The organism is Rhodovulum sp. DZ06, from assembly GCF_050586345.1.
GTDB lineage: Bacteria > Pseudomonadota > Alphaproteobacteria > Rhodobacterales > Rhodobacteraceae > JBOCEF01.
Map to the genome: position 1 here is coordinate 44,664 of NZ_JBOCEF010000032.1, position 11,905 is coordinate 56,568.

An 11,905-nucleotide genomic window follows, 5' to 3' on the forward strand; every position below is an offset into this window, starting at 1 on the left:
CGGCGCAGCGCCCCGCGGCGCCCTCCGCCGCGGCGCCTTGCGCCGGGCCGCTCAGCCGGCCTGGCGGGGGGGCGGGGGGGCGGCGGCCTCCGCCTCGGCCTGGGCCTCGGCCCCGGCGGCGATCTCGTCCAGCACGGGCAGGGTCGCGGCCACCACCTCCTCGAGGCACTCGAGCGCCCGGCGCGCCGTCTCCGGGTCCTCGCGCTTGCAGGCGGCCTCGGCGGCGGCGAGCACGGCGTGCAGCCGCTTGCCCCCGACCAGCGCCGCCGCCCCGGCCACGCGATGCGCGGTGGGGCAGAAATTGATCACGTCGCCCGCCTGCTCCAGGCGCCGCACCTCGGCCGCGCCCTCGGCCAGGTCGGCGGCGGCGCGGCGCAGAAGCTGCGCCAGGTCCGGCCCGTCCAGCGCGGTCGACAGGTCGGCGAGGACCTCGGGGTCGAGCATGTCCTCGTCGTCCTCGTCCTCCTCCCAGGCCGCGAGCTCCGCCTCCTCCTCCGCTTCCGGGGCGGGGGCGGGGACGCCGGGGGTCAGGCCCATCCCGTCCAGCGCGCTGACCAGCGTGGTCATGCGCAGCGGCTTGGTCAGGCAGCCGTCCATGCCGGCGGCGCGGAAGCGCTCCTGCTCCTCGGGCAGGGCATGGGCGGTCAGCCCAACGATCGGCGCGGCGGCCGAGGGGCCGCCGCGGGCGCGGATCGCGCGGGTCGCGGCCACGCCGTCCATGCCGGGCATGGAGATGTCCATCAGGATCAGGTCGTAGCGCGCCTCCTGCGCCGCCTCGACCCCGGCCTTGCCGTCCTCGGCCAGCGAGACGTGGTGGCCATGCGCGCTCAGCATCTCGTTGGCGACGAAGCGGTTGGTCTCGTTGTCCTCGACCACCAGCACCCGCAGCCCGCCGGCATGGGTCGGCGCGCCCCCGGGCGCGTCCAGCTCGGGCGCGTCGGTCAGCGGCACGGCGGCGTCGGCCGAGGCGCGGCCCATGTCGAGCCGGATCCAGAAGCGCGCCCCTTCCTCGGGGCGGCTGTCGACGCCGATCTCGCCGCCCAGCGCCTCGATCAGGCGGCGGCAGATGCCCAGGCCGAGGCCGGTCCCCCCGCTCTTGCGGTCATAGGAAGCGTCGAGGGTGACGAAATCGTCGAAGATCCGGGCCTGGTCGGCCTCGGACACGCCGGGGCCGTCGTCGCGCACGGCGAATTCCACCAGGGCCGAGTCGCGGCTGTGTTCGAGCGCGTGGGCTTCCAGCGCGACCTCTCCGCCGCGGGTGAACTTGGCGGCGTTGCCCAGCAGGTTGATCAGCACCTGCTGGATCCGCCGCGCGTCGCCGACCAGCGCGCCCGGGGGCAGGTCGGTCACCACGCGGAAGCGGTTGCCGCCGCCCTCGACCAGCGGGCGGCTGACCAGGGCGACCGAGTCCAGCAGCTCCTCGGGCAGGAAGGGCGCGGGTTCGGGCGCGAAGCGCTTCGCCTCGATCCGGGCGATGTCGAGCACGTCGTTGACGTGGCGCAGCAGGATCTCGCCAGAGGCGACGGCGGTCTTCAGGTACCGGTCCTGCACCGGGGTCAGCGCGGTGCGCGCCATCAGGTCGAGGGTGCCGAGCACGCCGTTCAGGGGCGTGCGCATCTCGTGGCTCATCACCGCGATGAACTCGGACTTGGCCTTGTCGGCGGCCATCGCCTCGTCGCGCGCGCGCATCAGGGCGCGGTCGGCCTCGATCCGTTCGGAGATGTCGCGGATGTAGCTGATGAAGATCGGCCCGTCATCGCCATGCGCGGCGGCCACCGAGATCTCCACCGGGGCCTCGGAGCCGTCGGCGCGCAGGGCCCGCGTCTCCTGCCGCCCGGCGCCGATCAGCCGCCGCTCGCCCGTCTTCACGTAACGCTCGATCCCGCGGCGGTGGAAGGCGCGCAGGTTGGCGGGCACGATCAGCTCGTCCATGTTCGCGCCCACGGCGGTGGAGCGCGAATAGCCGAACACCTGCTCGGCCGCGTGGTTCCAGACCATGATCCGCCCCGAGGCGTCGGCCACCACGATGGCGTCGAGCGAGGCGTTGATCGCCGAGGCGAAGCGGCGCCGGGTCTCGGCCGCCTCGCGCCCCTGCTCGGCCGAGATGCGCAGCTGCCGGCGCAGCCCGGCCAGGGCGGCGGCCAGGGCCACGATCAGCCCCAGCGCGGCGAGGCCGGTGGTGCGCAGAAGGTCCGAGAAATCCTCGCGCCGCTGGTCCGAGAACCCGGCGAAGAAGGCGACCCCCTCGACCGAGGCGGCGCGGGCGGCGGGGCGCAGCTCCTGCGCGCGGGCATGCAGGTCGTCGAGCGCGCCGAGCAGCCGCGCGTCGTCGCCGTCCACGTGCACCACCATGTCGGTCAGGAAGCCGCGGATGGTCGAGAGCGCGCCATGCACGTTCTCGACCTTGCGGATCTCCTCGAAGGCGCGGCCCTTGGTCAGGACGTCCGCGCGGCTCCAGAGGATGTCGAAGCGGCCGCGCAGCTGGGCCAGGGCCTGGGGCACCTGCGGCGCCTCGGCCAGCGTCTCCAGGTCCGCGGGGCGGCGGATCTCGGCGGCGTCGGCGCGGGCGCGGGCGGCCGCCGCCACCGCCTCGGCCGAGGCCGATTGCAGGGCGATCACGTCGACCTCGAGCTGCAGCAGCGTCCAGCGCACGTCGTCGGCCGGGGCGCTGCGGATGACGTCGAGCCGCCGGTTCAGCTCCGTCGCCAGCAACGCGACGGCGAGCGCCGCGGCGAACAGCGCCGCGGGCGCGAGGGCCGAGCTCGCCCAGCTTTTCCAGCCTGCGCGGGGACGCCCCGCCTGTCGTCCGCCCCAGGACATTCCCGGCCCCGCGCGGCGCTCAGCGCTTCACCTCGATGCGGCTCAGCTGCCAGATCGAGCGGGCGTAGACCGCCTCGGCCCGCCACTTGCTGTCGGCGTCATAGGGGTAGACCAGCCAGAGCGGCCCCTTCTCGCGCACCGACATGGTCTTGCCGTCGAGCCGGTAGGCGATCAGCGCGGCGCCGGGCGCGGCGTCCTCGATCGGGACGGTCACGGCGTAGTCGTTGATGGCGACCATGTGCAGCGTCTCGCCCTCGGCGCCCACGGCCTCGAGGATCGCGCCCAGCGGCACGCCGGTGAAGCTGTGCTCGCCCTCGGTCCAGACGGTGGCGGTCCGGTACTCCTCCTCGCCCAGCGCCTCGAGCTCCGACAGGGTGAAGCTGCGGCTCCCGCCCTCCACGGCGCCGGTGACGGTCAGGACGGCGTCCTCGGCCAGCGCGGGCAGGGGGGCGGACAGGGCGGAGACGGACAGGGCGGCGACCAGCAGCGCCGCGGCGCGGCGGCTGAGAGCGGCGGGAAGGGTCATGCGGGGCCTCGTGCGTGCGAAATCCATGCGAACGGGCGGACCCTTCCCCTGCGCCCGCGCGCGTCCCGGACGGGCATGCACGGCGTCGGCGGGAAAGCGATCCGACCGCCGCGCAGGATGCGCGGGCGAGGTGAAGAAAGCGTCAAGCGCCCCCCGGGCGGCGGGGCCCGGGGGGCGCGGCGCGGCGCGGCTCAGGAGGCCGTCTCGAGCGCCGGGTAGTCGATATAGCCCTCGGCCCCGCCGCCATAGAAGGTGGCCGAGTTCGCCTTGTTCAGCGGCGCGTCGGCCTTCAGCCGCTCCACCAGGTCGGGGTTGGAGATGTAGCTGCGGCCGAAGGCCACGAGGTCGGCGCGGCCGCTCTCGACCGCCTCCAGCGCCATGTCGCGGGTGTAGAGGTTGTTGACCATCCAGGCGCCCGAATACATGCCGCGCAGCTTGTCCATGTCGGCCTCCGGCGGCAGGTCGCGATTCGCGCCGGTGGAGCCTTCGACCATGTGCAGGTAGGCGAGCTTGTGCTTCTCGATCACCGCCACGGCGGCCTCCGCCGTCTCCTGCGGGTTCGCGTCGTCGATGTTGTTGGCGGGCGAGAAGGGCGAGATGCGGATGCCGGTGCGCCCGGCCCCGATGGCGCCCGCGACGGCGCCGACGACCTCGTCCAGGAAGCGCACGCGGTTCTCGACCGGGCCGCCATATTCATCCGTGCGGGCGTTGGCGCCGGTCTTCATGAACTGGTCGATCAGGTAGCCGTTGGCGGCGTGGATCTCGACCCCGTCCATGCCCGCCGCGATGGCGTTCTTCGCGGCCTGGGCGTAGTCGGCGACGATGCCGGGGATCTCGGACGCCTCCAGCGCGCGGGGCGTGGGGGTTTCGACGAAAGCGGTCCCGTCGAAGGTCTTGCCATGGGCGTTGATCGCCGAGGGCGCCACCGGGTCGGCCCCGCCCGGCTGCAGCACGTTGTGGGAGATGCGGCCCACGTGCCAGAGCTGGATCACGATCTTGCCGCCCCGCGCGTGGACCGCGTCGGCCACCTTGCGCCAGCCCTCGATCTGTTCGTCCGAGTAGATGCCGGGGGTGAAGGCGTAGCCCTTGCCCTGGGGGGAGATCTGGCTCGCCTCGGTGATCAGGAGCCCCGCCGAGGCGCGCTGTTCGTAATAGGTCGCCGTCATCTCGGTCGGCGCGTCGGTGGCGTGATCGGCGCGGTTGCGGGTCAGCGGGGCCATCACCACGCGATTGGCGAGCTGGATGTCGCCGACGGCGAGCGGGGTGAAGAGTTTCGGATCGGACATGGGAGCCTCCTGTAGGTTCTGGACCATTCGGTCCGTAAATGGGCGCGCGCCGGGATCAGCGGGCGCGCGCGGATGGGGGGATCAGGTGGAGAGGAGCGCGGCCGCGGCCTCCATCGCGTCGTCGGCGGCGCCGTCGCCCATCCCCGCCTTGCGTAGAGTCAGCGCGCCGATGGCGAGCGCCATGAGCGCGGCGGCCTTCGGCATCGCCGCCCCGGGGTCTTCCGGGGACAGGCGCGCGGCCACCAGCCGCTCCAGCGCGCGGAAATGGGCCGAGAGGGCGGCGGCGGTCTCGGGGTCGTCGCCCGCCAGCTCGGCGGCGGCGTTGATGGCGAAGCAGCCGCCCTGGGCGATGGGCGCGCGGGCGACGGCGGAGAGGATGGCGAGGGCGGCTTCGGGGCCGGTCCGGTCCCCGGCGACGGCTTCGAGCCGGGCGATGGACCCCTTCGAATACGCCTCGACCGCGGCGAGCAGCGCCCCGCGCTTGGACTGGAAACAGCAGTAGAAGCTGGACTTGGCGAGGCCCGCGGCGTCGATCAGCTCCGACAGGCTCGCGCCCTCGTAGCCGCGGCGCTGGAATACGCCCGCCATGGACGCGGCGGCGGCGTCGCGGTCGAAGCCGCGCGGGCGGCCGGGGCCGGCGGGCGCGTGGCAGATCGGCGCGCAGCGGAGGGGGCGGGTCAGGTCCATGGGCATGGATATTGGACCGCCCGGTCCTGAAAGCAAGGGGGCCCGTAGGCAAGGGGCCGCAAGCAGGGGGCCGCAAGCAGGGGGGCGAAAGCAGGGGGCGCCGCGTCGGGCGGCGCCCCCGCCGGGGGCTCAGGCGGGTTTGACGCCGGTCCCGAGCATCGTCATCTCGGGGATCATCGGGCCGACGGTGACGTCCCTAAATCCCGCCTTTTCAAGGGTTTCCTGAAGCCAGGCGTCGTCGAGCGAGCGCGCCGTCGGGGTGAAGGCGGTGTGCTGGAGCTGCCAGAGCGCGGCGAGCCGCGGCCCCGAGCGGTCGGCATCCACCACGAAGTCGTGAATCATCAGCCGTCCCCCGGGGGCGAGCTTGTTCCACGCGCCCTCGATCAGGCCCGCGTGCTCGTCGCCCGGCACGCCGGAGAAGAGATAGGACATCAGGATCGCGTCCTGCCCGCCCGGCCACTCGGTCTTCAGCGCGTCGCCGTCGATATAGGTGATGCGGTCCGACAGCCCGGCCTCCGCCACGTATTCGCGGCCCAGCCTGGCGACGTTGGGAAAGTCGACCACGGTGGCGGTCAGCTCGGGGAAATACTGGCACAAGGTGATGGCGAAGGCGCCGGTGCCGCCGCCGACATCGAGGAATGTCTTCGCCCCCGACAGGTCGATCGAGCGCGCCAGGCCCAGCGCCGGCCCGAGGCTGCCCGCGTGTTGCGAGCGGGAATAGAGCTCCGCCTCCTTGGGGTCCGAGAACCACTCGGCATAGGAGGCGGTGGCCTCCTCGGGCAGCTGGTCGGCCAGCGCGTCGTCGATCTGGTGGAGGAGCGGGTACATCTGCCGGTCCACCTGCAGGCGCAGGTAGTCGCCGAAATCGTACTTGGCGCCTTTCACCAGGAAGGCTTCCGCGGCGGGGGCGTTGGCGAAGACGCCGTCCTCGACCGACACCAGCCCCAGCCCGGCGAGGGCGGTGAGCAGCGTGCGCGCGCGCTCGGGGTGCAGGTCGGTGGCGGCGCCGACCTCCTCGGCGGTGAGCGACTTGCCCGACAGGGCGGTGAACAGCCCATGGTGCAGCGCGGCGAACAGGGCCTTGGACCCCATGAACCCGAACGCGACCTCCGACACTTCCTCGGCCCTGGTCAGCAGCGTCATCTTCTCACCCGTCTTTGTTGCAACTGCGCAGAGCCTACGCGGTCGCGGCGCCGAATGGAACGCGGGAAGGTTCGAAAACGACATTGACGCGCGCAGATGCGTCGCTTCCGGGCCGGCGGGGAAGGCCGGGAGCGGCAGGCGGGGCAGGCGCGGCAGGGGGGGGAGGGGAAAGGGGGCGTCGCGGCGCGCCCGGTCCGGCGGGGCGCCGCGGCCCCGCCGCGCGGCGCGCAACCGGCGCCAAGGTCGCCGCCCCGCGCCGCCGCTTGCGCTTGCCTGTGCGCGGCCCGGCGGGCGATGCTCGCGCCCATGAAGAGACCGATTCAGACCGGCCCCGCCCGGCGCGCCCCCTCCGCCCCCCGCCATGCCGGCCGCGCCGCCCCGCGCCGCGCGGGTCGCCGCCGGGCGTTCCCCCTCCGGCCATCCCTGCACCGCCTCGGCGCCGCGCTGCTGGCGCTGACCCTGCTGCTGCCCGCCGCGCTGGCCCCCGCCCCGTCCCTCGCGGCCGAGGCGCTGGTCGCCGTCGCCGCCAATTTCGCCGACACCGCCCGGTTCCTCGCCGCCGAATACGGCGCGCGTTCGGGCCACCAGGTCACCATCGCCTCCGGCTCCACCGGCAAGATCTACGCGCAGATCAAGGCCGGGGCGCCGTTCCACGCCTTCCTCTCGGCCGATGCCGAGCGCCCGCGCCTGCTGGTCGAAGAGGGCCTCGCCGTGCCCGACAGCCGCTTCACCTACGCGCTGGGCCGCCTGGTGCTGTGGTCCGCCGACCCGGAGCGGATCGGCCCCGACGGCGCCGCCACCCTCTCGGCGCAGGACTACCCGCGCCTTGCCATCGCCAACCCGCGCCTCGCGCCCTATGGCCTCGCCGCGCAGCAGGTGCTGGAGAAGCTCGGCCTCTGGGACGCGCTGCAGCCGAAGCTGGCGCGGGGCGAGAATATCGGCCAGGCCTATGCCATGACCGCCTCGGGCGCCGCGCCGCTGGGCTTCGTCGCCGCGGCGCAGGCGGGGGCGGGACCGAAGGGCTCCGCCTGGGCGCCGCCGCCCGAGATGTATGACGAGATCCGCCAGGACGCCGTGCTGCTCCGGAGCGGCGCGCAGAACGAGGCGGCGAAGGGGTTCCTCGCCTATCTCGACCTCGGCTATGCCCGCGGGTTGATCCGCGACGCGGGCTACGGCACGCCGAGCTCCAGCCGCTGAGCGCCGGGACCGAGCGATGATCTCCGCCGCCGACCTCTCGGCCATCCGCCTGACCTTCGCGCTGGCCGGGACCACCACCGTGCTGCTGCTGCTGCTGGCGACGCCGCTGGCCTGGTGGCTGGCGACCACGCGCGCGCGGATCCGCCCGGCGGTCGAGGCGATCACCGCGCTGCCGCTGGTGCTGCCCCCGACGGTGCTCGGCTTCTACCTGCTGGTGCTGATGTCCCCGACCTCGGCCTTCGGCGGCTTCTGGGTCGAGGTGACGGGCGAGACGCTGACCTTCTCCTTCACCGGGCTGGTGATCGCGTCGATGCTCTATTCCTTGCCCTTCGCGGTCCAGCCCCTCCAGGACGCGTTCGAGGCGATGGGGCCGAAGCCGATGGAGGCCGCGGCGACCTGCGGGGCCTCGCCCCTCGACGCCTTCCTGACCGTCGCGGCGCCGCTGGCGGGGCGCGGGTTCCTGACCGCCGCGGTGCTGTCCTTCGCGCACACGGTGGGGGAGTTCGGCGTGGTGCTGATGGTCGGCGGCGCGATCCCGGGGCGCACCCAGGTGATCTCCATCGCCATCTATGAGCATGTCGAGGCGCTGGACTACGCCTCGGCCCACGCGCTGTCGGCGGGGATGCTGGTCTTCTCCTTCCTCGCCCTCGCCGCGGTCTACATGGCGCGGGGCCGGAGGCGCGCGCATGTCTGAGCGTCTCGATTTCGCCCTGCGCCGGGACTTCCCGGGCTTCGCCTTCGACGCCGCCGCCGCCCTGCCGCTGAAGGGGGTGACGGCGGTGTTCGGTCCCTCGGGCGGGGGCAAGTCGACGCTGCTGCGGGCGCTGGCGGGGCTGGAGCCGGCGGAGGGCCATATCCGTTTCGGCGCCGAGGCCTGGCTGGGCGGGGCGCGGCCCGTCCCGACCCATAAGCGCGGCGTCGGCTACGTGTTCCAGGACGCGCGGCTGTTCGATCACCTGTCGGTGCAGGGGAACCTCGATTACGCCGCCCGCCGGTCCCGCGCCTCGGCGCCCGAGCGCGCCGCGGCGGTCGAGGCGCTGGACCTCGGGCCGCTGCTGGGCCGCCGCCCCGGGGGCCTGTCGGGGGGCGAGCGCCAGCGCGTCGCCATCGCCCGCGCCCTGCTGACCCGCCCGCGGCTCCTGCTGATGGACGAGCCGCTCTCGGCCCTCGACCGGCGGCGCAAGGCGGCGATCCTGCCCCATATCGCCGAGGCCGCGGCGCTGTCCGGGGCGCCGGTGCTCTACGTGACCCACGCGGTGGACGAGGTGGCGCAGCTGGCGAGCCGGGTGCTGTTGATGGAGGACGGGCGGGTGACCGCCGAGGGCCCGGCGGGCGAGATCCTCTCCGGCCCCGCCTTCGAACATGCCGCGGGCCGGTTCGAGGCCGGCGCCCTGGTCGAGGCCGAGGTGACCGGGCATGACCGCGCGGTGCGGCTGACGCGGCTGACGCTTTGCGGCCAGCCGCTCTCGATGCCGATGCTGGGCGCGCTCGAGGCCGGGACGAAGGTCCGCCTGCGGGTGCGCGCCCGCGACGTGGCGCTGGCGGTGCGGCGGCCCGAGGGGGTCTCGATCCGCAACATCCTCGCCGGTCGGGTGGCGGAGATGGAGGTCGAGGAGGACACCGCCTTCGCCGAACTGGCGGTGGACCTCGGCGGGCAGCTCGTGCGCGCCCGCGTGACGCGCGAGGCCGCGGCGGAGTTGCAGCTGGCCGTGGGCGCGGAGGTCTTCGCGCTGGTCAAGTCGATCAGCTTTGATCGGAGGGGAATGCCGCCGCCGCCGGAGTGAGGGGCGGGCGTTTCGCATGGTTTCGGGGCGTGGATGTCGGGGGGACCAGTCCCCCCGATGCCCCCCTGGCAGGGGGCGACCCCCTGCACCCCCCTTGTTTTGGTTTGGGTCGGGTTTGGCGGGCGTTGCGCGGGGGGCGGCCGGGCTTGGGGGGCGCAAGGCCCCCGCGCCGCCCGGCCGCGGCTGCGCGGCGGGCGGGGCGCCGGTGGGAACGGAGCGCCTGCGCAGCCGGAGCAGGCGGAGGCGCTTCCGGGGCGCCGGGGATGGCGCCGCGCTCAGAGAGGCTCGTCGAAGGGGGACGCGGGCTGCTGCGCGGGAAACAGCTCCGGTCGGGCCGCCCGGTAGGTCTCGTGGATCTCCGCGATGCCGGCCTGCATGAACTCCAGGGCGTCCCGGCACGTCGCCATGAAGTCTTCGGCGGGCATGTCCGAGATCGCTGAAGACTGGATGCTGATGAAGCTGCGGGAGATCGGCCGCTCGGTGTCATGCCACACGTCCTCTTCCCACTCGGTCGCAGCGGTCAGCTGCACGGCGCCCTGGTGGAGCAGCGTGTTGCGGGCCGTTCCGAAAAACTGCCCCAACCTGCTCGAATTAGCGCTCCGCCAGGCTTGGATGATCCGTTTCAGCGTGTCGTCGCCCGTGTTCTGAGTGCGGTTCTTCAGCTCTTCGTTGAGCGCGTAGAACGCGTTGAGAAGGCCCATGGCATGGCGCCAAAGGGCCGCACGGCTGAGCTGCGTGGACTCCAGCCCCTGCGCAACCTGAAGGGCGAATTCTGCTTTCTCGGAAATGTCTCTGAGGGCTTTTATGGGCATGACACGGCTTTCGAGGAGAAGACCTGCTCCTTGTCGCCGATCTGTGGGCCGCCGCCGCTGTGTCGCGGGGCCGCGGGGCCGCGGGGCCGTCCGCCGCCCCCTTCCCCCTCCCTCACGCCGCCGCCCCCCGCGCCGGGGCCAGCGGCGCGTCCTCGGCCCGGATGCCGTGCTTCTCCATCGCCCCGGCCAGCCAGCTGCCCTTCGGGGGGACGCCGCCTTCCTTCTCCCGCAGCCGCGCGCGCATCCGGCGGCCATAGAGGTGGACGGACATGGTCCGCTCGGTCAGCAACGCCTCGGTCTTGCGCGCGGCTTTCAGCATCACCCGCCGGTCCTTGAACGGCACGGGATAGAGCGCCTCGGTCGGCAGGGCATGGGCGATCTCGCCGGTCTCGCGCAGGAAATGGGTGGTCGCCTGCGGGCCCCAGAGGCCCCAGGACAGCGCCTCGGCCGGAACCGGGCGGCCCGCGTCGCGGGCGGCGCGCAGCGCGGCCTGCTCCTCCTCCGGGAACCAGGGCGGGATCGGCGCGGGATCGTCGGTGAAGGCGATCAGCGCCGCCAGCGTCGGGCTGTCCGGGGGCAGGGCGATCACGCCGGAATTGACGCGGCTGGCGCTCTCCCACCCATAGAGCCGCCCCGCCGTGGGCCGCAGCGGGCGCAGCACATAGGCGTCGGTATCGGCCCAGACCACGCCGGGATGCGCGGCCAGCATCCGGAACCGGAACTTGTCCGATTGCGGCGCCGGGGAGCCGGTGCGGTCATGCACCAGCATCCGCGCCGCCGGCAGCACCTCGGCCGCATCGCGCGGGGCGCAGAAATCGGGGCGGTTGGGGATGTCCTCGTAGCTCCAGAGCGTCACCGCGTGGCCCGCATCGCGCATCGAGGCGAGGCACAGCAGTTCCAGGAAGCTCAGCGCGCCCGAGATCCAGAGACAATGCACCGGGGGCGGCAGGGTATCGTTCATCATTTCTCCTCTCCCCCGCCCGCTGACAACAAAGCCGATCGAGGTTAGAGGAGGGTGAATCCCCCAGAATCCGGAAGGAGCCGCCGTGCCCGAGGGACATGTCTATCTCGCCGTCAGCATGGACGGTTACATCGCGCGCAAGGATGGCGGGCTCGACTGGCTCGACCAGCCCGGCGCGGCGGGCGAGGACCACGGTTTCGACGCCTTCATCGCCGCCATGGACGGCATCGTGATGGGCCGCAAGACCTATGAGACGGTGCTGTCCTTCGGCGCCTGGCCCTACCCGATCCCGGTGATCGTGCTCAGCCGCGGAACCGGCGCGATGCCGGTCCCCGAGGGCGCGAAGGTCTACCGCGCCGCGGCCCCGGACAAGGCCTGGGCCCAGGCCGCCGCCCGCGGCTGGCGCAACGTCTATGTCGATGGCGGGGAAACCGCCCGCGCCTTCATGGAGAAGGGGCGCGTCTCGCGCCTGACCCTCACCCGCGTGCCCGTCCTGCTGGGCGAGGGCGCGCCGCTGTTCGCGCCGATGGCGAAGGCCCCGCGCCTGAGCCACCTCGAGACGCGTAGCTTCCCCTCTGGGCTGGTGCAATCCACTTACGCGCTTGGGTGAAACGTGGGGGGGGGGGGGGGGGGGGGGGGGGGGGGGGGGGGGGGGGGGGGGGGGGGGGGGGGGGGGGGGGGGGGGGGGG

Annotated in this window: 11 protein-coding genes; 4 read left to right on the forward strand and 7 right to left on the reverse strand. The window is 73.6% G+C overall.

Annotated elements, in window-relative coordinates:
- Positions 1-51: 51 nt before the first annotated feature.
- The 5 genes from ACQ5SO_RS14150 to ACQ5SO_RS14170 all read right to left on the reverse strand — a co-directional run bounded on the left by ACQ5SO_RS14150 (position 52) and on the right by ACQ5SO_RS14170 (position 6,462).
- The gene (locus ACQ5SO_RS14150; protein WP_430942262.1) at positions 52-2,820 is read right to left on the reverse strand and encodes an ATP-binding protein; all 2,769 of its coding nucleotides are present in this window, start codon (positions 2,818-2,820) and stop codon (positions 52-54) included.
- Positions 2,821-2,839: 19 nt separating this feature from the next.
- Complete coding sequence (locus ACQ5SO_RS14155) at positions 2,840-3,346, reverse strand: molybdopterin-dependent oxidoreductase (protein WP_430942263.1); 507 nt, start codon at positions 3,344-3,346, stop codon at positions 2,840-2,842.
- A gap of 191 nt (positions 3,347-3,537) precedes the next feature.
- Positions 3,538-4,632 (reverse strand): alkene reductase, encoded by a 1,095-nt coding sequence (locus tag ACQ5SO_RS14160; protein WP_430942264.1) that lies wholly within the window; start codon positions 4,630-4,632, stop codon positions 3,538-3,540.
- Positions 4,633-4,713: 81 nt separating this feature from the next.
- Positions 4,714-5,325: a TetR/AcrR family transcriptional regulator gene (locus ACQ5SO_RS14165; RefSeq protein WP_430942265.1), complete on the reverse strand. Its 612-nt coding sequence runs from the start codon at positions 5,323-5,325 to the stop codon at positions 4,714-4,716.
- Between the two features lie 123 nt (positions 5,326-5,448).
- Positions 5,449-6,462 (reverse strand): methyltransferase, encoded by a 1,014-nt coding sequence (locus ACQ5SO_RS14170; protein WP_430942266.1) that lies wholly within the window; start codon positions 6,460-6,462, stop codon positions 5,449-5,451.
- Between the two features lie 306 nt (positions 6,463-6,768).
- Here ACQ5SO_RS14170 and modA point away from each other — a divergent pair, with 306 nt between their 5' ends.
- The 3 genes from modA to modC are packed head-to-tail and all read left to right on the forward strand — an operon-like array spanning position 6,769 to position 9,443.
- Positions 6,769-7,659: a molybdate ABC transporter substrate-binding protein gene (gene modA, locus ACQ5SO_RS14175; RefSeq protein WP_430942267.1), complete on the forward strand. Its 891-nt coding sequence runs from the start codon at positions 6,769-6,771 to the stop codon at positions 7,657-7,659.
- Between the two features lie 16 nt (positions 7,660-7,675).
- Entirely contained in the window at positions 7,676-8,353 is a 678-nt protein-coding gene (gene modB / locus ACQ5SO_RS14180) for a molybdate ABC transporter permease subunit (protein WP_430942268.1), read from the forward strand.
- Complete coding sequence (gene modC, locus ACQ5SO_RS14185; RefSeq protein ID WP_430942269.1) at positions 8,346-9,443, forward strand: molybdenum ABC transporter ATP-binding protein; 1,098 nt, start codon at positions 8,346-8,348, stop codon at positions 9,441-9,443. Before modB ends, modC begins: the two co-directional genes overlap by 8 nt.
- Positions 9,444-9,718: 275 nt before the next feature.
- On the opposite strand, the gene ACQ5SO_RS14190 is transcribed toward modC, so the two are convergent.
- Positions 9,719-10,255, reverse strand: coding sequence for a hypothetical protein (locus ACQ5SO_RS14190; protein ID WP_430942270.1), 537 nt, complete (start codon positions 10,253-10,255; stop codon positions 9,719-9,721).
- 112 nt (positions 10,256-10,367) lie between these two features.
- Positions 10,368-11,216, reverse strand: coding sequence for a hypothetical protein (locus ACQ5SO_RS14195; RefSeq protein ID WP_430942271.1), 849 nt, complete (start codon positions 11,214-11,216; stop codon positions 10,368-10,370).
- A gap of 85 nt (positions 11,217-11,301) precedes the next feature.
- On the opposite strand from ACQ5SO_RS14195, the gene ACQ5SO_RS14200 reads away from it, so the two are divergent.
- Positions 11,302-11,826: a dihydrofolate reductase family protein gene (locus ACQ5SO_RS14200; protein ID WP_430942272.1), complete on the forward strand. Its 525-nt coding sequence runs from the start codon at positions 11,302-11,304 to the stop codon at positions 11,824-11,826.
- Positions 11,827-11,905: the final 79 nt, after the last annotated feature.

Excerpts from the sequence above, each read along its gene's own strand:
- modC (WP_430942269.1), top strand. The coding sequence starts at position 8,346 with ATGTCTGAGCGTCTCGATTTCGCCCTGCGCCGGGACTTCCCGGGCTTC.
- ACQ5SO_RS14170 (WP_430942266.1), bottom strand. The coding sequence starts at position 6,462 with ATGACGCTGCTGACCAGGGCCGAGGAAGTGTCGGAGGTCGCGTTCGGG.
- ACQ5SO_RS14160 (WP_430942264.1), bottom strand. The coding sequence starts at position 4,632 with ATGTCCGATCCGAAACTCTTCACCCCGCTCGCCGTCGGCGACATCCAG.
- ACQ5SO_RS14190 (WP_430942270.1), bottom strand. The coding sequence starts at position 10,255 with ATGCCCATAAAAGCCCTCAGAGACATTTCCGAGAAAGCAGAATTCGCC.
- ACQ5SO_RS14155 (WP_430942263.1), bottom strand. The coding sequence starts at position 3,346 with ATGACCCTTCCCGCCGCTCTCAGCCGCCGCGCCGCGGCGCTGCTGGTC.
- modA (WP_430942267.1), top strand. The coding sequence starts at position 6,769 with ATGAAGAGACCGATTCAGACCGGCCCCGCCCGGCGCGCCCCCTCCGCC.
- modB (WP_430942268.1), top strand. The coding sequence starts at position 7,676 with ATGATCTCCGCCGCCGACCTCTCGGCCATCCGCCTGACCTTCGCGCTG.
- ACQ5SO_RS14150 (WP_430942262.1), bottom strand. The coding sequence starts at position 2,820 with ATGTCCTGGGGCGGACGACAGGCGGGGCGTCCCCGCGCAGGCTGGAAA.
- ACQ5SO_RS14165 (WP_430942265.1), bottom strand. The coding sequence starts at position 5,325 with ATGCCCATGGACCTGACCCGCCCCCTCCGCTGCGCGCCGATCTGCCAC.
- ACQ5SO_RS14195 (WP_430942271.1), bottom strand. The coding sequence starts at position 11,216 with ATGAACGATACCCTGCCGCCCCCGGTGCATTGTCTCTGGATCTCGGGC.